The following is a 24,995-nucleotide window of genomic DNA, read 5'->3' as shown; positions in this document are numbered from 1 at the left end:
TTGTGACAACGTATCCCCGTCCTGAGCCGTCCTGATGAAACAAAAGTAAACGAAAGTGTATAATGTTTTTTGAATAAGTAAAGTACAAATTGTTGTAAAACGAATACTAGGCAAGAAAATGTGATTTTGGCTCTGTTTTGCTCTTTTTGGTAAGTGAAAAGCCGATTTTGGAAAAATTAATATTTGAATAATTCAATAAACACTTCTTTTGTTTTGTTGCTAAAAATAAAAATATTTTTCTGTTTTCTTTCATTTGTTTTTGTTTTGTTTAGAAATTTGCAAAAAACAAAAGAGTTTCGTCCCCGTTTAAAAAGAGCAATTCCTACGGATACTGCTGATTAGGAGCGTTTATGTTGAGAAAAGGGGCAAGGCGTTGTTTTTTGTTTTCTTATTATTTCTTTTCTTTGAAGGAAATCAATCTGTTCAAATGCCTTAAAAAGTAAAACAATGCTTCCAAATCAAAGAAGAGAAAAAATATTAGAGCTGTTGTACGAAGACGGCTCTGCCAAAGTAGTGGACTTAGCCCATTTGTTCAAAGTAACCGAAGTAACGATTCGGCAAGATTTAGAAAAGCTTGAAAAAGAGGGGATTGTGGTGCGCGAACACGGAGGGGCGTATTTGAAAAGTGTGCGGGAACAAGTAAGCTCGTTTTCGTTGGCCCACCAAGAAAATATGGATAAAAAAGAAATTATTGCGGCCACCTGCCTCGACTTTATCGACAACGGCGATACGATTATTTTGGATTCGGGAAGCACAACCACCGAAATCGCAAAAAAAATAAAAGGAAACCGCCGCCTGACGGTTATCACCAACGCCATGAACATTGGCTTGATGCTGGGGGCGGAACAAAACATCGAAGTGATTCTGACGGGAGGGGAGTTTAAGCCACCTACCTTGTCGCTAACGGGTCAGAAAGCCGCCGATTTTTTCAAAGGGATTCACGTCCAAAAATTGTTTTTAGCCACGGCAGGAATTTCGCTCAAAGCGGGACTTACCTACCCTAGTATCAGCGACTTAGTGGTAAAAAAAGCAATGATTGACGCCGCCGAAACCACCTACTTAGTCGCCGATTCGAGCAAGGTGGGAAAAAGTGCGTTTGCGAGCCTTGGAGCGTTATCGCTGATTAATTATTTGATAACCGACAGTGGCATCGAAGATGGTCATTTACAGCTTTTTAAGCAAAACGACATTGAAGTTATTATTGCGAAATAATAGTCAGGGCTGAAGCCCTTGTTGTAAGAAATATCGGGTTATCCCCATGCTAAAGCATGGAGTTATAAGAGAAATAAACTCTCCTTTAACTACGCCCTTCAGGGCGTGGAAAAGAAGGTCAAGATAATTAAGAAGGGCTTTAGCCCTGACAAACCTCATTTAAAAAGAATTGATAGAAAATGGCAAGTATTGGTATCATCATCGGAAACAGGGATTTTTTTCCAGATAGTTTGGTAGAAAAGGCAAGAACCGAAATCATTGATGTTTTTGCGAAGTTGAAACTTACCCCTATCCTTTTGGACAGCAACGACACCAAACTGGGCGGGGTCGAGACGTTCAAAGAAGCCCAAAAATGTGCCGATTTGTTCAAAGCTCACCGCGAAGAAATCAGCGGAATTTTGGTGCTTTTACCCAACTTCGGTGATGAAAAAGGAGTGGCTGATACGCTGAAATTAGCGAATTTGAACGTGCCTGTGTTGATTCAGGCATATCCCGATGATTTGAGCAAGATGAACGTCGTCAATCGCCGCGATTCGTGGTGCGGAAAGATTTCGGTTTGCAATAATTTGTACCAATACGGAATCAAATACACCCTTACCAGTCAGCACGTTAGCTCACCGTCTTCGGCGGAGTTTCAGAAAGATTTGACGGATTTTGTGGCCGTTTGTCGCGTGGTGAAAGGGTTGAAAAATGTGCGTATTGGCGCCATTGGCGCACGACCTGGGGCGTTTAATACGGTACGCTATTCCGAAAAAATCCTTCAACGAAACGGCATTACGGTAACGACCTTCGACCTTTCGGAGATTCTTGGTCGTGCCAACAAATTGACGGCCGATAGCGCCGTTGTAAAACAACATTTGGAATCCATCAATGCCTACGCCCCCAAAGGAAAAACGCCGAATGAAGCGATGCTTCAAATTGCGAAACTAGACGTGGTATTGAAAGAAATTATGGAAGAAAATGCCCTCGACGCCACTGCCATTCAGTGCTGGACGAGTTTGCAACAAAACTACGGTTGCAACGTCTGCACAAGCATGAGTATCATGAGCGAAAACATGCTTCCAAGTGCGTGCGAGGTGGACGTAACGGGTACGTTGAGCATGTACGCCATGCAGTTGGCATCGGGCTCGCCGAGTGCGTTGGTGGATTGGAACAACAACTACGCCGACGACGAAAACAAGTGCGTGCTTTTTCACTGTGGCAACTGGGCGAAATCGTTTTTGCCTGATATTCAAATAAGTAATGCACCGATTTTGGGCACGTCGGTAGGGGTTGAAAATACCTACGGAGCCTTGGACGGCCGTACGCCTGCCATGCCGCTAACCTACGGGCGTATCAGTACCGACGACCCGAAAGGCATCATCAAAGCGTACATCGGTGAAGGTGATTTAACCAACGACCCGCTGACGACCTTTGGAAACCGTGCCGTGGCTCAAATTGCTGATTTGCAGGGGTTAATGAAATATATTTGTCGCAATGGTTTTGAACACCACGTCGTGATGAACGCCTCAAAAACTGCGGACATTCTAAAAGAAGCGCTGGAGAATTACATGGGTTGGGAGGTATATCAGCATATTTAGCGATGAGGATTTAGTGATGAGTTATGAGAGATTAGTGATGAGAAAGTTACTTCCTTAGGACTTCCTCACCCCACACTCTCATCTCTTTCAACTCATCTCTTATCACTCATCTCTTATAACTTATAAATCATCTCTTACAACCCATAACTAACAAAAATATGGAGAGCCCGTTGAGAGTGAAATCAACCGATTTTGCCATTAGAATTGTACGGTTGTATCAATATCTGACATTGCAAAAGAATGAATATGTGTTGAGTAAGCAAATTCTTAGATGTGGGACAAACCCTGGGGCAATGGTTAGAGAAGCTGTTAATGCGGAATCTGGAGTAGATTTTGTACACAAATTGGGAATTGCTCAAAAAGAGATCGGAGAGACCCAGTACTGGTTAGAAATTTTACATCGAACTGACTACATAACGCTGATTGAACATGATTCTCTTTATAAGGACGCCGAAGAGCTGATGAAGATGATTAGAAGCTCAATCTTGACAAAAAAGAAAAACCTTAAAGGTGATAAATAAAGAATGGAAGCTACAAAAGACGTAACACTTACTCTGCACAATTCCTTGCTGACCGATGACTCATCACTCATCACTCATCACTTATCACTAAAATCAAGAGAATACCGCCGTAACATCCTCAAATACATCTACAAAGCCAAGGCGGGGCATACGGGAGGGTCGTTGTCGTGTATTGATATTTTGAATGTGTTGTACAACGAAGTCCTAAATGTTTCGCCCGAAACGTTCACCTCGCCCGACCGCGACCGCTACATTCAGAGCAAAGGGCACTGTGTGGAAGCATTGTTTGTGGTGCTGGCCGACAAAGGTTTTTTCCCAGAGTCGGACCTTGAAACGCTTTGTAAATACCAGTCGCACTACATTGGCCACCCCACGCGAAAGGTAAATGGCGTAGAGCAAAATACGGGAGCATTAGGGCATGGCCTTCCGATGAGTGCGGGCGTGGCTTTGGCGGCAAAAATGGATAACCGCGATTATCGGGTGTTTACGTTGATGGGCGATGGCGAGCTACCCGAAGGCTCCAACTGGGAAGCGGCACTTACCGCAGCGCATTACAAATTGGACAACCTCTGTGCGATTGTGGATTTGAACGGTTTGCAAATCACGGGGCCCACCAAAGACGTCTGTAATACCGAACCTTTGGACAAAAAATTTGAGAGTTTTGGCTGGGCAGTGCGCCACGTGGACGGAAACGATGTCGTCGCGCTGAAAGAAGCGTTTGATGCTTTGCCGTTTGAAAAGGGAAAGCCGAGCGTGATGATAGCGCATACGGTGAAAGGAAAAGGAGTGAGTTTTATGGAAAACGAACTCAAATGGCACCACGGCGTCCCTTCCGAAGAGCAATATAAAATAGCAATGCAGGAACTAAGCCCAGCTCCCTGATCCCAATGGGGGATTTAAAATTGAACTATATTAATTAGTTGTTTATCAGCTGTTTAACGAATAACAATTAACGGATAACAGTGGCTCGCCACTTAAAATAAAATGGGTAATGAATTAATACAAGCCCCTCTCGCGGGGACGGGGGCTGCCAATCAGGACGTGTTTTCAGAAACACTGCAAGCATTGGCTGCGACCGACCGCAACATCGTGGTCGTCACCAGCGATTCGCGTGGGTCGGGGAAATTGGTGCCGTTTGGTAAAAAATACCCCGCGCAAATCGTAGAAGTAGGCATTGCCGAACAAAACTTGGTAGGCATGGCAGCGGGATTAGCTTCGGCGGGGAAGAAAGTATTTGCCGTGTCGCCCGCCTGTTTCTTGACCGCAAGGGCGTTGGAACAAATCAAAAACGACGTCGCCTACTCCAATAACCCCGTAAAACTCATCGGAATCAGCGCGGGAGTGAGTTACGGAGCGTTGGGTTCAACGCACCATAGTTTGCACGATTTTGCAGTGCTTCGTGCCATCCATAACATGACGATTGTTGTCCCTGCCGATAGCTTTGAAACCACTCAGGCAGTACAGCAAGTAGCCGCATCGGAGCAGCCGTATTACCTGCGTTTTGGCAAGAAACCCATGCCTTTGTTGGACGAAACGGGCGAAACAACTTTCCAAATCGGCAAAGGACGCGTGATTCGACGGGGGAGCGACGTGGCCATTATTGCCAATGGCGAAACGGTGTATCCCGCCCTACAAGCCGCTCAAAAATTAGCAACTGAAAATGGCATCGAAGCTACGGTAGTAAGTATGCACACCATCAAGCCTTTGGATGAAAAATTGCTATCCGAACTTGCTCTTGAATGCAAAGCCATCCTGACCGTAGAAGAACATAGCGTGAACGGAGGCTTGGGCGAAGCGTGTGCGTCTTGGTTGTTGAAAAATCGTTACCACAAACCGTTTGATATTCTCGGCATCCCCGACGAATACACCGTTACGGGCTCACAAGTGGAAATTTTGAATCATTACGGAATTTCGGAAAGTGGGATTACCTCACGAGTAAAAACACTCCTAAACACCTTGACATGAAACGCCTTTTGTTATTTCTAACCCTGTCGCTTACCCTGGAACTCTACGCCCAATCACCTGAAAAAAGGCGTGTATTGGTGCTGACCGACATCGAAAACGAACCCGACGATACCGAGTCGATGGTGCGGTTTTTGGTTTATTCCAACCAATGGGACATTGAGGGCATCGTTGCCACGACCTCCGTTCACCAGCGCGAGCGTGTCGCCCCTGAAAGCATTCGGAAGATTGTCAATGCCTACGACAAAGTGCGGAGTAACCTGCTTTTGCACGAAAAAGGGTTTCCCGAAACCAGCTATTTGTTGAGTAGTATCAAATCAGGACTTCCTAAATTTGGTATGGAAGCCATTGGCGAAGGAAAAGATTCGGAAGGCTCCGAATGGATTATTCGCCAGGCTGATAAAGCCGACCCACGCCCGCTGTGGATACCCGTTTGGGGTGGCGCCAATTGCCTCGCGCAAGCCCTTTGGAAAGTAAAAATGACCCGTACGCCCGACGAAGTGGCCAAGTTTGTGGCCAAACTTCGGGTTTATACCATTTCCGACCAAGACGACACGGGACCGTGGATTCGCAAAAATTTCCCACAGTTGTTTTACATCGCAAGTCCAGGGTTTCATGCCAACGGCGCGTACCATTATTCTACGTGGACGGGCATCAGCGGCGATAAGTTTCATGGACGATTTTCTGGTGGTAACTTTAGCATTGTTGATAATCCTTGGCTGGAGCAAAACATCCGCAAAAACCACGGGCCGCTGGGCGAAGAATATCCTGCCGTGAAGTTTTTGATGGAAGGCGATACCCCTACGTTTTTATACTTAATGGAAAACGGCCTAAGCGACCCCGAGCATCCCAATTGGGGCAACTGGGGCGGGCGTTATGAATTGTACACCCCACGTACCCAAAAATGGTTTTACGAACCCGAAACCCGTCCGATGTGGGCCGATGCCGTGGACGAAGTCTTGGGCGCTGATAGCGTTTATCATACAGGAAATCAGGCCACGATTTGGCGCTGGCGCGAGGCGTATCAGTACGATTTTGCGGCCCGTATGGACTGGTGCGTAAAGCCTTACAAGGAAGCAAATCACCCGCCCGTGGCGAAATTGGGCCATGCCAACTTGCTCAAAGCAAAAAGCGGCGAAAAAGTACAATTGAGCGCCCAAGGCAGTACCGACCCTGATGGCAACAGCCTGCGTTACGATTGGATGTATTATGCCGAGCCAGGTACGTACGGAAACAAAAACGGAATTCAACTCGCCGCCCGCAAGAAAGCGGAGACATCGTTTGTCGCTCCCAAAGTGACCCAACCCGAAACCATCCATATTGTGTTGGCTGTCACCGATAATGGTACGCCTGCCCTGACGCGTTATCAACGGGTAATTGTAACTGTTTTTCCTTAAAAAATGATGATATGTTTCACCAAAGACAATTAAGGAACGCTAATCAGCAAACAAGCCTCGGTGTGACTCCGTGCCAAACTCCGCGCAACTCTGTGTCCGAAAAAAGTGCAGCATGGCTTATGCTTCGATTAGGGGGCTTTTTTCTCTTTCTGCTACTTGTGGGTTGTGCAGAGAAAAAAGACTCAAACGCCCCGAAAAAGATGGCGATTATCATTTCGACCCTCAACAACCCTTGGTTTGTGTTTTTGGCCGATAATGCCGCCGCCAAAGCCAAAGAATTGGGCTACGAAACCAAAATTTTTGATTCTCAAAACAACACGGCGTTAGAATCTGACCACTTTGAAAATGCGTTGGTGTCGGGGTACAGTGCTGTTTTGTTTAACCCTACAGATGCCGAAGGCTCGGTCGTAAATGTGCGAAAAGCCAAAGCCGCGGGCGTTCCCGTGTTTTGTATGGATCGCGAAATCAACGCCACCGATGCCGCCACCTCGCAAATTTTGTCGGATAGCTATTCGGGTTGTGTAGAATTGGCCAAGCTTTTTGTGCAACAAACCAATAAAAAAGGAACGTACGTCGAGCTGCTTGGACTGGTGGGTGATAATAACACTTGGGCGCGTTCGCAAGGGTTTCACAGTGTGGTGGATAATTACCCAAGTCTCAAAATGGTGGCGCAGCAAAGTGCTGATTTTGACCGAAATAAAGCCATGGACGTCATGGAGTCGATTTTGCAGGCTAATCCCAACATCGACGCCGTTTTTTGTGGCAACGACGCCATGGCGATGGGAGCCTACCAAGCCCTTGCGGCAGCGGGAAAAGCCAGCAAAGTAAAAGTATTTGGCTTTGACGGTGCCGATGACGTGGTTTCGGCCATTAAGGACGGAAAAATTGTGGCGACGGGGATGCAGTTCCCGAAAGTAATGGCGCAAACGGCTGCCATTTATGCCGACGAATATTTAAAAGGCAAACGCGAATTTGCCCAAAAACTACCCGTAGCAGTGGAATTAGTCACCAAAAAGAACATCGAAAACTATGCCGCTTTTGGAAAAAAAGAACAATAAAACGCTGTCGTGGCTCAAGTACGGAATTGGGAGTGCTGTGGTGCTGCTATTGGTGTACAATTCGGTGTATTTTAGGAAGTTAGACGAAGTAAAAGCGGAGGCTTCGGGGAAGTTTGATGCCGCAGCTTTTGCCAAAACCTTTTTGGAAAAACAGCTTACGCCAAAACTGGCTACCGCTCCTGATATTGACGAACTGACAACCTTGCTTTCGACCGATAAAAACAAGGCGTTTGAGATGTATTCACACGCGACGGCGATTGGGAACATTCGTTATTTTTTGGTGAAAGGCCAAGGAACCATTACCCAAATCAATGAAAATGACCTGACGATTCAGACCCCAAAACAACAGTTGACGCTTGCCATGGAGTTTATTTACGGCAATGCCTTGCGGGATGCCTCGGGAGAGTTTGATATTACGAAATTTACCAAAACAGCGGACATCAACAACGTCTCGTCTGAGCTCAATAAGCTCATTCGGGCGTCGGTGGTATTTCCGTTTCGTCCCAAAGCCAAAGTAGGTGATACCGTGCAGTTTGCGGGAGCGATAGCTCTCAATAAAGAGCACCTGAATTTGACCGAAATCGAGGTTGTACCTGCGTCGTTAAAATAAGTTATTGCAATAGGTTTTATATGTTAGTTGCCGAAAACATCACCAAGCGATTTTCGGGCGTCACGGCCCTCGACAATGTGTGCCTCGAACTCCACGAGGGCAAAGTCAATGCTATTTTGGGGGAAAATGGCGCGGGAAAGTCCACCTTGATGAAAATCCTTTCGGGAGTCTATCCAGATTACGAAGGGCAACTCCTGTGGAACGGACGCCCCGTCCGTTTTGCCAACACCAAAGAAGCTCAAGAGGCAGGAATTGCCATCATTCACCAAGAACTCAACCTGATTCCGTATCTAAGCATCACGGAAAATATCTTTTTGGGGCAAGAAATTGAGACGATTTGGGGGACGTTGGATAAGAAAAAAATGCGCCAAACGACCACCGAGTTACTCCAAAAACTCAAACTCAATGTTGCTCCTGAAACAAAAATTAATGAGTTGAAAGTAGGGCAACAGCAGTTGGTTGAAATTGCGAAGGCGCTGTTGCTCAGCCCTCAAGTGATTATCATGGACGAACCCACTTCGGCCATTACCGACCAAGAAGTGGAGACGTTGTTTGACATCATCAATGAGTTGAAGCAAGAAAATAAAACCATTGCCTACATTTCGCACAAGCTCGATGAACTGTTTCGGATTGCCGACCGCTACATTGTGCTGCGCGATGGCAAGTCGATTGACTCGGGCGAAATGGCAGGCATGAATCACGACCAATTGATTCAAAAAATGGTAGGGCGGGAGATTTTTGTACACCAAAAACCTGCGTTGTCGGTGCCCCAAGAGGAACTTCTGAGCGTCCAACATTTTTCGCTCAAACGCTCGACCAAACGCCCTGAGTTGGTGCTCGACGACCTATCGTTTACGCTGAAACGGGGCGAAATTTTGGGTATTTTTGGCTTGATGGGAGCGGGGAGAACGGAGCTTTTTGAGGCACTTTTTGGCCTATATCCTTCCCTGACCACGGGTACGGTGCGAATTGAGGGCAAAGAAGTGAAAATTACTTCGCCCGTTGAGGCCGTAAAAGAAGGATTGGCATTGGTACCCGAAGACCGAAAACGAGACGGCATCGTGCCCATCATGGATGTAAAACAAAACATCAGTTTGGCGTCGTTGGCATACCATGTCGAGAAAAATGGCGTACTGAACACCCAAGCAGAAACTGAATTGGCCACTAAGTACATCCAAGAATTAGGAATAAAAACCTCGTCGTCGGGGCAATTAATCAAAAACCTGAGCGGCGGCAATCAACAGAAAGCGATTTTAGGAAAATGGCTGGCCACTCATCCCAAAATTTTGCTCCTCGACGAACCCACGCGAGGCATTGACGTACACGCCAAAAGCGAGATTTATAAGTTGATACTTCAGTTGGCGGCGTCGGGATTGGGGATTTTGATGGTTTCCTCCGAACTCCCCGAAATTTTTGCGGTTTCGGACCGAGTTTTAGTGTTGTCGGAAGGCACATTGACCCTCGAAACACCCGTCGAAAATGCCACCGAAGACAAACTTTTAAAAGCAGCCATTTCAAAGAAGTGTTAATAGTTAATCCGTTAGCTGCTATCCGTTATTTGTGAATCGCAGATTATAAGACGTGTAAGCATAATTGCGAAACAAAAAATAATCTCCTAAAACCACGTCCTTTAGGGCGTGGCACAAAGCGAAATAATGAGTATGGGCTTTAGCCCTGAACCAACTAAGGATATTGATGTGCTATTGAGCAAATAGAAAAAGTATGCAAACGACCCTTGAAACTCAAAAACAGCGTTTATCCAAGCTACAACCCCTGATTGCACTCTTTGTGTTGTGCCTCATCATCGGGTTGTTGTCCGACAAATTTTTCACAGTTTCTAATTTTTGGAACGTCCTCCGCCAAATCTCCGTCAACATTTGCTTGTCGGTGGGCATGACCCTCGTGGTGCTAATGGCAGGAATTGACCTGTCGGTGGGTTCGGTCTTGGCCTTGTGCGGGGCGATTACGGCGGGTTTGTTCAAAATGGGCATCGAATTACCTTCCCAAAATCTATACATCGGATTCACACTTTTGGGGGCTTCTTTAGCGGGAGTTCTGACGGGTGCGTTGTTAGGGTTTTTCAACGGTTTTGTCATTACCCGCTTCAAAGTCCCCTCTTTTGTGGCTACGTTGGCCATGCTGACCGTCGCTCGCGGTCTTACCATGCTTTGGACCAAAGGCTTTCCCATCAGTGGCTTGGGCGAGCAGTTTGCCTACATGGGAACAGGCTGGTTTTTAGGCGTTCCCGTTCCTGTTTGGATCAGTGCGGTGGTGGTGGCATTGGCGGTTTTTTTATCGGACAAAACCAAATTAGGGCGTTACATCTACGCCATTGGTGGCAACGAAAACGCCTCGCTTTTATCAGGAATTAACATTAACAAAGTCAAAATCATTGTTTATACCATTGCAGGCGCATTGGCGGCCGTAGGAGGACTCATGGTGACTTCGCGCCTCGATTCGGCCCAACCCAACGCAGGAACGGGCTACGAACTGGATTCCATCGCTGCCGTTGTGATAGGTGGAACATCGCTTTCGGGGGGCAAAGGAAGCATTTGGGGAACGGTGTTGGGAGCCATTATTATCGGGGTTTTGAACAACGGCTTAGTCTTGTTGAACGTTTCCCCTTTTTGGCAACAAGTGGTCAAGGGTTTCGTGATTTTGTTGGCCGTCATTATTGATAAAGCAAATTCCAAAAACGGATAAGTAAATAAGACCCTCCAAGTCTCCAAGACTTTGAGGGTCTATCTCTATAAAACGGATAAGTGAAACCCTCCCAAGGTTTGGAACCTTGGAAGGGATAGCCACACCAAATAGCATACTAAAATGGCTTATATTCTCTCCATCGACCAAGGCACAAGTAGCACCAAAACGTTGATTTTTGATGCAGCGGGCAATGCCGTCGCACGGGCATCAGAACCTTTAAAAACGCATTATTTTGGCGACGGTTTTGCCGAGCAAGACCCCGAAGAAATCTATCAAAATGTACTCACCTCGGTACGGAAGTGCGTGGCAGCGTTTACGTCAAAAGGAGGAAAAATAGCCGATATACAGTCGGTGGGGATTTCAAACCAACGCGAAACGTTTGTGCTTTGGGATGAAAACGGACAGCCGCTGCATAATGCCGTGATATGGCAATGTAAACGCTCCGTTCAAGTTTGTGAATCGTTGAAAAACAAAGGGTTAGAGGGTAGCGTTCGCGCCAAAACGGGATTGATTATTGATCCGTATTTTTCGGGAACAAAAGTAATGTGGCTCAACGAAAACGTTGAAAGCGTCAAAACCGCCATTGCCGAAAGACGTGCGCATTTTGGAACGGTCGATACGTGGTTGTTGTTCAAACTCACCCAAGGACGGCAGTTTTTGACGGATTATACCAATGCTTCCCGCACGTTATTTTTCAACTTAGATACCCTTGCGTGGGATGTCGAGTTGCTAGAAGCGTTTGGACTTTCTAACGTCCATTTGCCCGAACCAAAACCCTCGGCGTTTGAGTTTGGTGTTTCCGATTTTGAAGGACTTTTTGACACTCCCGTGGCCATTACCGCCATGATAGGCGACAGCCACGCAGCAGCTTTTGGGGAAGGTTGTTTTTCGTCGGGAACGGCCAAAGCGACCTTGGGAACAGGCTGTTCGATTTTAATGAACGTAGGCAGCGAGCGTAAAAACTCGACCCAAGGAATGATGACGACGGTTTGTTGGAGCGTAGAAGGACGAGTAGATTATGCCTTAGAAGGCGTTATTGTAACGTGCGGCGCAACCATCGAATGGCTCAAAAACGAACTGGGTTTGATACAAGACAGCCGCGACACTGAGGCCATGGCACGGGCGGTAGAAAACAACGGCGGGGTGTATCTTGTGCCAGCGTTTAGCGGTTTGGGCGCTCCCCATTGGAACATGAAACGCAAAGCGTCGATTACGGGCTTGACGTTTGGTAGCTCCAAAAACCACATCGTTCGGGCGGCGTTGGAGTCGATTCCGTATCAAATCAAGGACATTATTTCGGCGATGGAATCAGATACTGAAGTTGATTTAAAAGAGTTGATGGTTGACGGAGGAATGACTTCCAACGGTTTTGTGGTGCAATTTTTAGCCGATTTGTTGGCAAAACCCGTCGCTACCATCGGTCTTGCCGATGTTTCGGCCTTGGGAGCAGCCTATTTGTCGGGCCTTGGGAGTGGGCTTTGGGCGTCGATAGAGAAAATTGCCCAGTTGCACAGCGACAAGACGTACCTCGAACCCAACCTTTCCAATTCCACGATTGCGGGTGACTATGAAGGTTGGCTGACCAACGTAAAAATGCAATGAAAAAAAGACCTTTAATCGAACTCATTTCCGTAGATTGTCACTCGGCAACCCCTAAGTATTTACAAGTGGCCAATTCCATCCTGACCGCCATTAGCAAAGGGGAGTTGGAAAAAGACGAGATTTTGCCGTCGATTAACGAACTGAGTTTTGAATCGGATATTTCGCGCGACACGGCCGAAAAAGGGTATAAGTACCTCAAAAAAATCGGAATGCTTGACTCCGTTCCTGGCAAAGGATATTTTGTCAAAAGCACGGTAATTCACCCACATCCAAAGATTTTTTTGTTGGTCAATAAATTGAATGCGCACAAAAAAATCATCTACGATGCGCTCGTATCGGCATTAGGAGAGCGCGTTACGATTGATTTTTACATTTATAACAACGACTTCAATTATTTTAAAAAACTGCTCCAAACCAATAGCCACGACTACACGCATTACGTCATCATTCCGCACTTTACGGAGGGGGGAGAGAAAGCCCACGAAGTCATCAACGACACCATTCCGCGCGAGAAGGTGATTGTTGTCGATAAGCCGATTGCGGGAATAAAGGGGAAGTACGGTTCGGTGTGTCAAAACTTTGAAAAAGACATTTACAACGCCCTCGAACAGGCGTTAGAAGCCTTGTCGAAGTACCAAAAAATCAACATTATTTTTCCGCAAGAATCCCACCATCCCAAAGAAATTCTGGAAGGCTTGTCGCGCTTTTGCCATCAGTATTCCTTTGATTTTGAGGTAATAAGTGGTATTACGAATGAGCCGATTCGGGCGGGAGAAGTGTATATCAGTATTACCGAAAATGACCTGATTGTGTTGGTAGAGAAGGCATTGGCCTCCAAGCTAAAAGTAGGGCAAGAGGTGGGTATCATTTCTTACAACGAGACCCCCCTCAAGCGCATTATTCTTGACGGAATTACGACGATTTCGGCCGATTTTGAGTTGATGGGACAAAAAACCGCTGAGCTGATTCTTAACAATTCCAAAGAATACATAGAAGTGCCGTTTCACCTCACACTCAGGGCTTCCTTGTGATTTACCATTTCTCGATGTAGCCCAATTGTTGGTCTTCGTCCTCGTATTCCAATTCGGCATCTTTTTCCCAAATCTCCATTTCGCAGGGCTTACAATTGAACCGCAATTTGTACTCCACTTCGCCGTGTTTTAGGGTGAGTGGCTCGGTCAGTTTTTCGCCCATGGTCGCCCGTTGGAACCGCGCACATTTGCCCAACTCGTACTTGACGCAGTACTTGGTGGTCATCACCCGCGATTTGCCTGGGTCCCATTGCAATTCAAATGCTTTTTCGATTTCCGTCACGCCATGACGTTGGTAAAACTCCCGTGCCATGTGATTGGCCACATTATACATAAAATCAAGCTTTTGAACGGGGTAGGGGTGGTTTGTTTTTTCGATTTGAAACGTTTCGCGGTGGTAATCACGCACCCGAATCTCGGCCAATTCTTCAAGTACTTCGCGGCGGATTTCGTTGACTTTTGACGTAGGTAAAAACCAGTTTTGGCTAAATTCCACTTCCATCGTGTCCACCTCAAAAGGCGTATTGCCTGTTTTTGCCAAGTTCTTTTTGATGTTCGGAATCACCGACTCTTCCGTTCTCGCTAGTTCTTTGGCGATGGTGAGCGTCGAGCTGTGTTGGTGGCCGTCTTCGTCGATGGCGAGTAGCTGAAAGCCGTCGGCGGTTTCAGAAAAATACAGCGAAACGCCAATTTTGCGCACAGCGCTGTTTTCTTTTTCCACCATTTTATTGAACTCCGAATCCGAATTTCGATAAATGACCGTTCCCACAGGAAGCGGCTTGAAGGTGTTTGGAATGACGAGGTTATTGAAAATCACGTTGATTTGAACCCCGTCGGCTACGCCTTCTTCGTTGATAAAATAAAGGCCGTCGCCGTTGTTGAGTTCTTCAAAGTTCTCAATGACGTAGCCTTTTCCTTTGATTTCCAACAGTTTGCCAATGTACTGCCCTTGCGATTTCGGGCTTTCCCACGAACCAATTTTCTCCTTTCTCTTATTGACAAAATAATCGGTATAACCTCGGTTGAAACTTCGGTCCATTTGGGGTTCAAAGTTGTAGAACGTGCGGCCCGAAGAGGCTTTTTCGTACTTGTCGCCGTTTTCGGCTAAAAATGCGTCTAATTTTTGACGGAGAAACGACGTGTTATTTTTTACATAAACGATGTCTTTCAAACGCCCTTCGATTTTGAAGGAAGTGATACCCGCCTCAATCAAATTGGGCAGTTGGTCGCTCAAATCCAAGTCTTTGATGGACAATAAATGGCTATTGGAAATCAACGTTTCGCCCTTGCCGTCAATGAGTTGGTAAGGCAAACGGCAGTTTTGGGCGCAAGAACCACGGTTGGCGCTTCGCTCGCCGTTGGCCACGCTCATGTAACAGTTTCCGCTAAACGACACGCACAACGCCCCCGACACAAAGAACTCCAATTCGACGTCGGTCGCTTCGCTGATTTCGCGGATTTGGTCCAAGTTGAGTTCTCTGGCCAATACGGCGCGTTTCATGCCTGCATCGGCTAAAAATTTGACGTGTTTGGCGTCGCGGTTGTTGGCCTGCGTACTGGCGTGAATCACGATGGGCGGCAAGTCCATTTCCAAGATAGCCATGTCTTGGATGATGAGTGCATCCACGCCTATTTTGTACAATTCGTGAATCAGTTTTTGGCAAGTGGCCAGTTCTTCGTCGTACAAAATGGTATTGATAACGACAAACACCTTTGCCTTGAAAAGATGGGCGTAGCGCACCATGTCAGCGATGTCCTCGACCGAGTTGGTGGCATTGGTTCGGGCGCCAAACTGCGGTGCGCCAATATATACAGCATCTGCCCCTGCATTGATAGCGGCCATTCCTTGGTACAGGTTTTTGGCAGGAGCAAGAATCTCAACTTTCTTTTTCATCTGAATATCTATCCGTTGTAAGAATGGAGTGCAAAATTAGGGAATTTTGAGGAGAAGGCCATCGGGGGGACAAGGCTGTGATGTGTATGTGCCACTACCTCATAAAAAATAAGTCATCAATAGTGAGGCTGTTAGTAATCAGTCCGCTTGCATATTGATTTTGAATCAAGCCAAAAGTGCTCATCACCACCCAATTGACCTGCTTTTTGGTCTTAGTGATTTGTTGAAATCGCCACATTTTTTGGCGAAGCTGCTCGGCATACTCTTTGGTCAGCGTAAAGGGCTGGTTGTAAAACTTCATCTCAAAAAGATTGACGGTGTGGTCGTTGCGGTCAAGTACCATATCAATCTGTACGCCTTCTTCTTGGCTTGTTCCTTTTTGGTAAAAAGAAGAAACCGTCGAGAAAATCCCTGCAATGCTAAGCGCCCATTTGATTTGCTCTATATGTTTCAAACACAAGCTTTCAAACGCAAAGCCCGACCAGATTTTGTAGGCAGGAGTTTGGCTGAGGTATTGCCACAGGTTTTTGCCTTGCTGTTGGTTCTTTTCGATAAATTGAAGATAAAAAACAGAGTACTCGTCCGATAAGCGGTACAATTTATCTTTTTGTGTTTTGCCAAAGGGATAGGTTTCACTGATAAAGCCCGACTGGATAAGTTCGTTGAGTGTAGTGGTGAAACCTCCTCCATTGGTCAATTTACTGGCTTCGAGGAGTTCGGTGCGGGTCATTCCTCGCCTTTTTTCGGCCAGTGTCCGCACCATTAAAATATGTTTATCGGCATGTGGAAATAAAGAAGAATAGAGCCGATTAAATTCCGATTTGAGTAGTCCATTGTCTGCAAAACAAAGGGTGTCGATATTTTGAACCACACTTTTTGAGCCATCAATCTCTTGCAGATAATGTGGCACACCGCCCATGGCCATATAGAGCTGTACTATCTGATAATGGTCATAAAACACGCCGATGCTTTGCAAGTATTCTTTGGTTTCGGCCAATGTAAAGGGCATCAAATGTAGGTGTTTGGTGATACGATTGTGTAGCCCACCTGTATCGTTTACTACTTTCTGAATAATCCAGGAGGTGGCTGAGCCACAGATAGCTACTACGAGATTTTGCCGAGAAGCCCAACTATTCCAAAAATAACCAAATGCCTCTAAAAAGCCTGATTTGGGCCCTGCCAACCAAGGCACTTCATCCAAAAAAACAACTTTTTTGCTATCAGGATTGACGATGGTTTGTAAATAATCCCGCAATAAACGAAACGCTTCTGCCCAAGTTTGTGGGGGTTTAATCGGAAATTTGGATTGAGAAAATAGGCTTAATTGATCGGCAAAATTTTCTAATTGCGTCTGCAACAAGCCATTTTGCGTACCTATCATCTCAAAAACAAGATGCTCACGATAAGCTTGGGTAATCAAAAACGTTTTTCCGATGCGCCGCCGACCCGTAACGGCTATCAGTTCAGCTTTGGATGAAAGCAGTGCTGTTTGCAGTAGTTGGAGTTCGGCTTTTCGCCCAATAATAGCCTCTTGCATACCTATTTCAGATTATATTTCGCTTAAACAGTACAAAATAAGCACGTTTGAGCGAATTATACAATCTTATATTTCGCTCAAACTATACAAAACAAGTGCGTTTGAGCGACGTATCCCATATTTGTGCCGATTAGTGATTAGCAAACCAAACGATATAGTCCTCCAAAGCCTCTGTCTTTTTACTACTTTCGAGAACTTTCAAGTCGCAGAGGGGCACTTGCAGCCAACGTTTTTGGTAAATAGCCGAACCAATCAGCCCGTAATGGTCGTCAGCATCCGCAAAACCGTTGATTAAAATTTCTGCCCCGAAGCGAAGGTTTCGGTTTGAATTGCCGATGTACTGGGCTTTTACGGGTAGCTCGACATTGTTTTCTAAGTATTCGAACCAATGTTCTACGAGGGCGAAGTCATGTTCACAGGCATCCTCGACAGCTTGAATACGTTTTCCCTGTTCTTCCAAGTCGGCCCAGCTGTTTTCGGATTCTAATGCTTGAATAACCTCGTTGCTATCTTGCGGATTATCTCGTGCTTCGACCAACTCCACTTCATCTGCAAATAGGGTCATTTCTGCAAAATCCAAGCCGTCGCGGATGCTTTCTTCTACAAACTGCTTGGGCATAGCGCGGAGGGTCAGGCTGTCCCAAGCGAGTGCAAAATTAGGGAATTTTGAGGAGATATGGAGGGCGACGTAAGTTAGCTCGGAAGAGTTGCTTGCCTTTGTCTCAAAAATCATGGTTTTCCATGAGATGATTTCATAGAAAACCATGAGGAACAATGCGAGGCAATTTTCTCAGTTTTGTGATTATTAAACTTAATCGCCTTCTACTATGTCTCGTTCTACCTTTATTTTCATTGTCTCGCTCTATTCATTAGCCCTCGGCTTGTTTGTGCTTTTCGTTCCCACATTAGCGACAGACTATTTTGGGGGAGGTGCTACGAATCTCTTCCTAGTGTCCATCTTTCGGTTTATTGGTGTTCTTAATGCTGGTCTCGGCATAGTAGGGCTGCTATTGCTTCGTCAAAGCGACCTAGAAATTAGGTGTACAATGGAAAGTTTAAGAATAAAATATAATTTCACACCCTGTTTTTCTAAGTCAGTATGTCTTATCTTATTATTTATCTTTTATGGAACGAGGTCTTTTTCACAAAATCCACCGATTAGCCAATATTATTTTGTATCATCACCAAACTCAAACGGTACGCAGTTTTATGGATATTTTGACGAAAAATTCGGGGGGGGTCTCTTCAAAAAAACTTATCATTATTGTCACTTCTACTTGGGGATGACCCAAATAGATTATTACCAAATGGAAGAAATCTTGTTGATAAAGTAGATGGAAGAATAAATGGTATAACGTTTCAATATCAACCATTTGCCTACCAAATTGAAGGAACGAAGTATAACTTACCCATTGGAAATAATTTGTCGAAATTTTTGGATCACCCTTTGGGTAATGGTACATCACTTGATTTAACACTGCCATTTTATACTGATTCTATACAATTAGGTGACAAAGGAAGGGCTTGGATTAGGACTTCTGATGTCATAAAATATCATGCAGGAACTGATTTTATGCCTAAAACTTTATCTGGAGACTTTGATGTTTGTGCTGCCCAAGATGGAATTTTGAAAAGTAAAAGTGATAGTTGCGTTGTTTTATCTCATAAATCTTCAAATAATAAAGAATTTCTTACGGTTTATCAACACCTTGAACCTTCAAGTATTATTAACTTTCAGGATGGCTATCTCATAAAAAGAGGACAAAAAATTGGTAAGATAGCAAGAGGAAATGGTGCCCATTTACATTTTGGAGTTGCCCTTAAAGGTCCAAAAGGAGTAGTTAATAATGTACAGATTCCAGAATTATATTATTTGATTGATCCATTTGGCATTTATGATTATGCAAGAAATCCTAATGATGTAAATTCATATAATTATTTGCCAAATAATTTAAATAACAAGTTTAATTTTCTTACCTTTTCTATAAGAGGTTCAGTTAGAACTATACATTGGAGAACAAACCCTTTAATAAATTCGCTGCCAATATCATTACTTACAGAACAGCCATATAGGAAAATAAAAAGAATTCAAACAAGAGTACTTGCAAATAATGACATCATAGGAATGCCACCTCCGGAAAAAGAGCAGTTTTTAGTTTGGTTAGATGGTGTTTCAAATCCAGAATTTTTCTTCATACCATTAAAGAACGCTCAAGATAAGTCAATGGAATTAAGAATGGTTGATATTTTGAAGGATTCATTCATGAATGGAAAAAGAGTAAGATTAGAGTACAAGTATATAGATAACTTACCCCAAATTCTAGCAGTATGGGTTACTGATTGATATCATTACTAATGCAGAGGTTCTGCCTTCGTCATTGATTATACATTCAACCTGTAGAAGGAATGGTTTCCAAGAAAAAAGTTATTAAAGTGGAAACTGACATCTGCTTCGAAAATAATGCAGATAAACTGATTGAGAACTGTATTATAATGCCTACGTTGTCAAAATCTCGCCCCAAAGTACGGATTACTTTGATTGGGCTGTTTGAGGAATTTTAGGCTTGGGGCTCTTTACTTTTGGAATAAAAAAGGGTAGCTTTTGTAACTCATTGTCCAACGTTAGTTTTTAACTCAGAATGCACCCTAGTTAACTCGTAGCCGTAGTAATCGGTATGAGTCAACTAGGGGTTTGTGCTTTAATGACGTTCCTGATAGACATACTGCCACTTGTATGCTTACTTTTGTGCCTTTGCAAACATCTAAAGCGGGTATTTCTACAATGACTTTGACAGACGAACAACGCCAATTTATTCGGGAACACCTGTCTGCGTCGGTGGCGGCGCTGTTGCTCAAATACGGTAAAAATCGAGAAGTTGAAATCCGCCAAATCGAGGCCCGCCAAAAAGCCAAACAAAAACTGCCCTCGTGGTATGCCGAAGAACGACTCATTTTTCCGCCTGCGGTTTCGGTAGAACAAAGTTCGTCAGAAACAACAGGGCGTTACAAAGCGGCGTTGGTGTCGGGTACGCTGATGGACGCAACGGGCGGAATGGGGATTGATGTTTCTTTTTTTGCTAAAAACTGTACGTCAGTGTTTTATGTGGAACAAAAGCCCGAATTGGTGGAACGGGCAAGGTATAATTTAGACGTGCTAGGACATCAAAACGTGCAGTGCTTGCAAGGAAATTCGCTGGAGATTTTACCAACGCTCGATACCGTTTTTGATTGGATTTATCTCGACCCCGCGCGTCGTTCGGCCGATAACCGCCGCGTGGTAGGGCTGCGCGATTGCGAACCCGACGTGGTGACTCACTTGCCGCTTCTTTTGCAAAAAGCCAAGCGATTGCTCATCAAAGCCTCGCCGCTGCTCGACCTCAAACAAACCTTACTGGACTTGCCCCAACTGTCGGTCATTCACGTTGTTTCGGTAGAAAACGAGTGCAAAGAGCTGCTTTTTGAACTGTCGTCGAAGGCGCAACCCACGGGTAGCCCGACGGTACGGACGATTAATTTTAAGTCGGATGACACGGTGCAAACGTTTGATTTTGAGTGGAATAATGAGGCAACTTTAGCCGTAACGCTGAGCGACCCACAGACCTACCTTTACGAGCCCAATGCCTCGATACTGAAAGCAGGAGCGTTTAAGTCGGTGGCAAATGCGTATGGCGTGGAAAAAATAGCGCCCCACAGCCACCTTTACACGTCAGAGACGTTGGTTGAGCATTTTCCTGGGCGAATTTTTCGGGTGGAGGCCGTCGTGAAAGTAGATGCCAAGGCATTGGCACCGTTTCTTCCCGACGGAAAAGCCAACCTGACGGTGCGTAATTTTCCGCTTTCTACCGACGAATTACGCAAAAAGCTTAAACTCAAAGAAGGTGGCCATACGTACATTTTTGCCACGACCTTGGCCAATGGAGATAAACGACTTTTGGTGTGTAAAAAGCCAATTTAATTTTTACATTTGTTGTGACCTAAACCTTTATTGGCTATTGCATGGAAACCCCTTCTCCCGAAAAAAGTAACTGGATTCAAGAATTATCTAACCAAAGTTGGAATTTAGAGTTGGTGGTGTCAGGGGCGGCTATTTATTCGACCTCGTTTCTCCCCGAATTGACTGATACTGCCATCGAAAGCTATTTTGAAAACTACCAACTGAGTAGTAGCGTTGTCACTCAAGTATTTCCGCTGTTAGCCTACAGTTTTGCCAAATCCTCCGCCTATTTGCTGATTATTACGTTTGCGGTTCACTTTATACTTCGCGCTTTTTGGATTGCCATCGTCGGGCTTCGAGCGGTGTTTCCGCAGGGTATCAACTATGAAAATATCCCCAATACGAGCAAAAGTTTGGCCGAAACCTACAAAAAGAAATTTGGGACGTTGGATGGTTTTATCATTCGTTTAGACCGATTTAGCAGCCAAATTTTCTCCATTGCCTTTGTTTTGGTGCTATTTAGTTTGATGCTCGCCCTGTTATACCTTCTGATTTTTACGGGAACGGTGGGTATTAAGACGTTTTTTCCTGAGTTTTACAGTCAGGCGAAGCCCATTTTGCTCATTGTTGGAGAGGTTATTTTAGTGGCTAGTCTCGTACTTGTTCTCCTCAGTGCAAATGAGAAATACCGAGAGCACCCAGTGATTGGTAAACTCCTTATGCAATTCATTGATAAAAGTACGTGGTTGTACATGGGTATGTATAAGCCTATTCAATACATCAACTTCACCTTTGCCTCCAACCTCCCTCGGAAAAAATATTATTTTACGGTTAGTTTTATTGGGTTGTTCTTTTTTGGGTTGGCGCTTTCTATTTACCTAGATAAAATGCTGACCCATTACGGCATCACGCACCTAGAGTCGCGCAATTTTTACTCTACAGGTACGAGTGAACACAAACTAACCCCCAATTTCTACGATAACCTGCGACCCGAAAACGAAAGGATAGAAGCCGCAAGTATTCAGTCGGACGTCGTCGAAGGGGCGTTTTTGAAGCTGTATATCAATTACAGTAAGGTATTTGACGCTGATTTAGCAAAGATTTGTAAAGAACCGACGCTTCCTGATACGCTCAAAAGGCGCAAACAACGGCTGTTGGTGGACAAAAGTAGGCTTGCGTGTTTTAATCAGTACTTTAAAATAGCCCTCAACGATAGTACTTTCGATTCGGTGGAGCTGTTTTTTGAAGACCAGGGTACTACCAAAGGGTTGAGGACGTATTTGAGTACTGAAAAATGTAAAATTGGCCGAAATACGCTTTACATTAAAACGATGAACGTGGACAGCCTGCCCAAAAAAGTGTGGACTGATTACGTAGCGGTGCCTTTTTGGTATGCCAAAGATTGAGGGGAAATATCCCCTCGACTACTTTTGTTTACCCTTCCAGCGCTTGATTTCCTTCTTGGACATTTCTTGGGTGACCATCGCTTCGGGCCATTCGGAAGTATAGGTGCCGCCGCTCTGCATTACTAAGCCCGAAGTATTGGTGGGCGAATAAAACGACGGAACGACGAATTCGTACGGATATTCGGTTTGGTTGAAAGCCCTCGTACGGCTAAGGTAGTACAGTGAAAATTGAACAACAACACTTCCCTCGAAGGTATCGTCAGTGACAATGCCCAATGGCTCGCCCGCTTCTACCTCTTGGCCTTCTTTGACCAACATGTTACCTTTTTTGAGTCGATTATAGCTGGCAAAACTGCCGTCGCCGTGAAAAACCTCTACCGAATTGGTTTGGCTGGAGAACCAAATTCCATCAGAATGGGTATCAAAAGCATCTTTTACTTGGCTCACCACCCCGCGACGGGCGGCAAAAACGGTGTCTCCTTTTTGCATTTGAAAAGCAATGCCGTAGAAATTAGACACTTTTTTGTTGGCAATCATTTCCATGATATTTTTCGACAAAAAAGCCTTGTGCGGCACCGCCGAAGAAAAAGGGAAAAGGTATAAAAACGGCTTAGGGGCTTTGTTCAGCACTCGCCCTTTGAGGTAAGTATAACCGAAGCGGAACGAAATTCCTTGGTTGTTTTGGTTCGGTTTGAGGGTGAATAAGGTGCTAGGGCCAGGTGAAATAGATTCAATAAACGGCAACGAACATCCGCAGCTTCCGCCCTGTAAATCAGTAAATTCGACTTTGACGGTATAGTCGCAAACGTTGGTGTTTTTGGCTTGAAACGTGTATTCGCGTTTGTCGTTGGCAGTGTAAGTAACTTCAACGGAGCTTTGTGCAAGCGCGAAAAAGGGTGAAAAAAGGGCGGCAAAAGCGAGAATAGAAGAGGATAGTTTCATAAGTGCGATAATGAATTGGCTGAAATTGATAACGACAAAGCTAGGTTAAATCTCGGGTCAACCACTTGACATTTGTCAATTTTTTATAAAAGAGTATCATTTTTTGTGGACAAGGGTTTTGGAGCCAATTCGTGTTGTAACTTTGCCTTCTTTTTCAAAAAATCAACTATTCGTCACGCACATGTTTTTTGAGCGCCTACCCCATAAAGATTATCCCAAAGAACCCGAATCGCGGATGGTGATTCGTTTTCAGGACTGTGATCCGCTTCAACACCTCAACAACGCGAAGTACTTTGACTATTATTTCAACGCCCGTGAAGACCAAGTAGCTAAGCTCTACGAGTTTAATTTTGGGCGATTGTTTCGTGAACTAGGCCAAAGCTGGGTAGTGTATCAGCACCAAATCGCCTACGTGCGTCCTGCGCTGGTGAGCGAGTGGGTGCGCATTACGTCGCGCTTGATTTATTTTAGTGAAGACACCATTGTCACCGAATACTACATGACGGACGATTCGCGGACGCAACTCAAAAATGTACTTTGGGTAACCTCTAAGTACATTGATGTACGTTCGGGAAAACGCACGGTGCATCCACCTTCGATTATGGATTATTTGGAAGCGACCTGTTTACCAAACGTGGACTATCACAACTGGAACTTTAACGAACGGATTCGAGAAATTAAACAAAGTCTGAGCGCTGCTTCGACGAAAGTGTAAGGAATGAACTGGCTGCACACTACAGCATTTATTATTGGCTATTATTTAAAACGGGCTCATTGGCTAAGTTTGGATGTGGTAGCGGGCGCAATGCTTACGCATACCATTGCGCAGCGTATGCCCGATGGACACGGGAAAGTCTCGTGGGCTTCAACGCTTTTGGTGGGAATCGCGGTGTTCGCCATTTATGTTGCCGATCGCTTGCTTGACAACCGTAAATCGAGGAAGGTGGATACCCAACGGCACCGATTTCACGCACAACATGAGCCGATGTTGCTCAAAATCTTAGCTGGATTAGGGGTAGTAGGGCTTGTTTGTCTGTTTTGGCTACCCAAAGGGATGTTTATCGTTGGGCTGACGTTAGCAGTGCTGGTACTGGGGTATTTGGTGGTGATATTTAAAACAACGTTGACCGATGGTTTTCAGTTGTTTAAAGAACCAATTGTTGCTTTGATTTATACCGCAGGAGTTTGGTGGACGGCTTTGTCAGCATCCGCCGAAACACCTTGGGAAAGCAAAGTTTTTATGGGGCTTTTTGGATTGGTTGCTTTCCAAAATCTGCTATTATTCTCTTGGTTTGAGTCTTTCGACATGGAAGAAGGATACACCTTGGCCATTGCGTGGGGAACCGAAACGGTCAGTAAAATTTTGATGTGGATTAGCATTAGTGTGTGCGCAGTGGCCACAGTTGTACTATTCAGCACTACGTACCGCTATTGCGTGAGGGCAGCCATCACAGTGTCGGTAATGAGCCTTGCCAACGATTACCTCAAAAGAAAATCGGCCTCCGTACTCCCAAACGAACGCTACCGTTGGCTAGGTGACGGCGTCTTCTTTTTTACCCTTTGGCTGGTTTAGTTTTTAGTTTCGGGTTTGGAGTTTTAGGTTTCC

At 45.1% G+C, this 24,995-nt stretch carries 21 protein-coding genes; 17 read left to right on the top strand and 4 right to left on the bottom strand.

Going from position 1 to position 24,995, the window contains the following annotated elements; genetic code table 11:
* Positions 1-447 precede the first annotated feature (447 nt).
* From FHS57_RS28645 to FHS57_RS28590, 12 genes are all read left to right on the top strand, one after another.
* On the top strand, positions 448-1,212 hold the full coding sequence (locus FHS57_RS28645) for a DeoR/GlpR family DNA-binding transcription regulator (protein WP_183979746.1): 765 nt from the start codon (positions 448-450) through the stop codon (positions 1,210-1,212).
* A gap of 179 nt (positions 1,213-1,391) precedes the next feature.
* Positions 1,392-2,792: an L-fucose/L-arabinose isomerase family protein gene (locus FHS57_RS28640; RefSeq protein WP_183979745.1), complete on the top strand. Its 1,401-nt coding sequence runs from the start codon at positions 1,392-1,394 to the stop codon at positions 2,790-2,792.
* Between the two features lie 176 nt (positions 2,793-2,968).
* On the top strand, positions 2,969-3,313 hold the full coding sequence (locus FHS57_RS28635) for a four helix bundle protein (protein WP_310587022.1): 345 nt from the start codon (positions 2,969-2,971) through the stop codon (positions 3,311-3,313).
* Positions 3,314-3,316: 3 nt separating this feature from the next.
* Positions 3,317-4,195, top strand: a complete 879-nt coding sequence (locus FHS57_RS28630) for a transketolase (protein WP_183979741.1) — start codon at positions 3,317-3,319, stop codon at positions 4,193-4,195.
* A 102-nt stretch (positions 4,196-4,297) separates the two neighbouring features.
* Positions 4,298-5,278, top strand: a complete 981-nt coding sequence (locus FHS57_RS28625; RefSeq protein ID WP_183979739.1) for a transketolase family protein — start codon at positions 4,298-4,300, stop codon at positions 5,276-5,278.
* Positions 5,275-6,672, top strand: a complete 1,398-nt coding sequence (locus tag FHS57_RS28620) for a DUF1593 domain-containing protein (protein ID WP_183979737.1) — start codon at positions 5,275-5,277, stop codon at positions 6,670-6,672. The genes FHS57_RS28625 and FHS57_RS28620 overlap by 4 nt, the downstream gene beginning before the upstream one ends.
* Before the next feature lie 200 nt (positions 6,673-6,872).
* Positions 6,873-7,730, top strand: a complete 858-nt coding sequence (locus FHS57_RS28615) for a D-ribose ABC transporter substrate-binding protein (RefSeq protein ID WP_229600174.1) — start codon at positions 6,873-6,875, stop codon at positions 7,728-7,730.
* Positions 7,711-8,340: a DUF2291 domain-containing protein gene (locus FHS57_RS28610; RefSeq protein ID WP_229601479.1), complete on the top strand. Its 630-nt coding sequence runs from the start codon at positions 7,711-7,713 to the stop codon at positions 8,338-8,340. The genes FHS57_RS28615 and FHS57_RS28610 overlap by 20 nt, the downstream gene beginning before the upstream one ends.
* A gap of 20 nt (positions 8,341-8,360) precedes the next feature.
* Positions 8,361-9,869 (top strand): sugar ABC transporter ATP-binding protein, encoded by a 1,509-nt coding sequence (locus tag FHS57_RS28605; RefSeq protein WP_183979732.1) that lies wholly within the window; start codon positions 8,361-8,363, stop codon positions 9,867-9,869.
* 193 nt (positions 9,870-10,062) lie between these two features.
* A complete protein-coding gene (locus FHS57_RS28600; RefSeq protein ID WP_183979730.1) occupies positions 10,063-11,043 on the top strand; it encodes an ABC transporter permease in 981 nt (326 codons plus the stop codon).
* 120 nt (positions 11,044-11,163) lie between these two features.
* Positions 11,164-12,645: an FGGY family carbohydrate kinase gene (locus FHS57_RS28595; protein ID WP_183979728.1), complete on the top strand. Its 1,482-nt coding sequence runs from the start codon at positions 11,164-11,166 to the stop codon at positions 12,643-12,645.
* Positions 12,642-13,676 carry a GntR family transcriptional regulator gene (locus FHS57_RS28590; protein WP_183979726.1) on the top strand — a complete coding sequence of 345 codons (1,035 nt, stop codon included), beginning with the start codon at positions 12,642-12,644 and terminating at the stop codon, positions 13,674-13,676. Before FHS57_RS28595 ends, FHS57_RS28590 begins: the two co-directional genes overlap by 4 nt.
* 1 nt (position 13,677) lies before the next feature.
* Here FHS57_RS28590 and FHS57_RS28585 read toward each other — a convergent pair whose 3' ends face one another.
* The 3 genes from FHS57_RS28585 to FHS57_RS28575 form a co-directional block, all read right to left on the bottom strand.
* A complete protein-coding gene (locus FHS57_RS28585) occupies positions 13,678-15,570 on the bottom strand; it encodes a peptidase U32 family protein (RefSeq protein WP_183979724.1) in 1,893 nt (630 codons plus the stop codon).
* 94 nt (positions 15,571-15,664) lie between these two features.
* On the bottom strand, positions 15,665-17,107 hold the full coding sequence (locus FHS57_RS28580) for an AAA family ATPase (protein WP_183979722.1): 1,443 nt from the start codon (positions 17,105-17,107) through the stop codon (positions 15,665-15,667).
* 130 nt (positions 17,108-17,237) lie between these two features.
* Positions 17,238-17,840, bottom strand: coding sequence for a calcium-binding protein (locus FHS57_RS28575; RefSeq protein WP_183979720.1), 603 nt, complete (start codon positions 17,838-17,840; stop codon positions 17,238-17,240).
* Positions 17,841-18,371: 531 nt separating this feature from the next.
* Here FHS57_RS28575 and FHS57_RS28570 point away from each other — a divergent pair.
* From FHS57_RS28570 to FHS57_RS28560, 3 genes are all read left to right on the top strand, one after another.
* The gene (locus FHS57_RS28570; RefSeq protein WP_183979717.1) at positions 18,372-19,451 is read left to right on the top strand and encodes a M23 family metallopeptidase; all 1,080 of its coding nucleotides are present in this window, start codon (positions 18,372-18,374) and stop codon (positions 19,449-19,451) included.
* A gap of 438 nt (positions 19,452-19,889) precedes the next feature.
* Positions 19,890-21,062, top strand: coding sequence for a class I SAM-dependent methyltransferase (locus FHS57_RS28565; RefSeq protein ID WP_183979715.1), 1,173 nt, complete (start codon positions 19,890-19,892; stop codon positions 21,060-21,062).
* 41 nt (positions 21,063-21,103) lie between these two features.
* Positions 21,104-22,447: a hypothetical protein gene (locus FHS57_RS28560; protein WP_183979713.1), complete on the top strand. Its 1,344-nt coding sequence runs from the start codon at positions 21,104-21,106 to the stop codon at positions 22,445-22,447.
* 18 nt (positions 22,448-22,465) lie between these two features.
* Here the strand turns inward: FHS57_RS28560 and FHS57_RS28555 are convergent, their stop codons facing one another.
* On the bottom strand, positions 22,466-23,389 hold the full coding sequence (locus tag FHS57_RS28555; RefSeq protein WP_183979711.1) for a M23 family metallopeptidase: 924 nt from the start codon (positions 23,387-23,389) through the stop codon (positions 22,466-22,468).
* A 181-nt stretch (positions 23,390-23,570) separates the two neighbouring features.
* On the opposite strand from FHS57_RS28555, the gene FHS57_RS28550 reads away from it, so the two are divergent.
* Complete coding sequence (locus tag FHS57_RS28550; protein ID WP_183979708.1) at positions 23,571-24,104, top strand: acyl-CoA thioesterase; 534 nt, start codon at positions 23,571-23,573, stop codon at positions 24,102-24,104.
* A 3-nt stretch (positions 24,105-24,107) separates the two neighbouring features.
* Positions 24,108-24,962, top strand: a complete 855-nt coding sequence (locus tag FHS57_RS28545) for a hypothetical protein (protein WP_183979706.1) — start codon at positions 24,108-24,110, stop codon at positions 24,960-24,962.
* Positions 24,963-24,995 lie beyond the last annotated feature (33 nt).

The sequence above is a fragment of the Runella defluvii genome, from assembly GCF_014195535.1.
GTDB classification, from domain to species: Bacteria; Bacteroidota; Bacteroidia; order Cytophagales; family Spirosomataceae; genus Runella; species Runella defluvii.
This window is presented reverse-complemented; position numbering and strand designations above follow the sequence as displayed.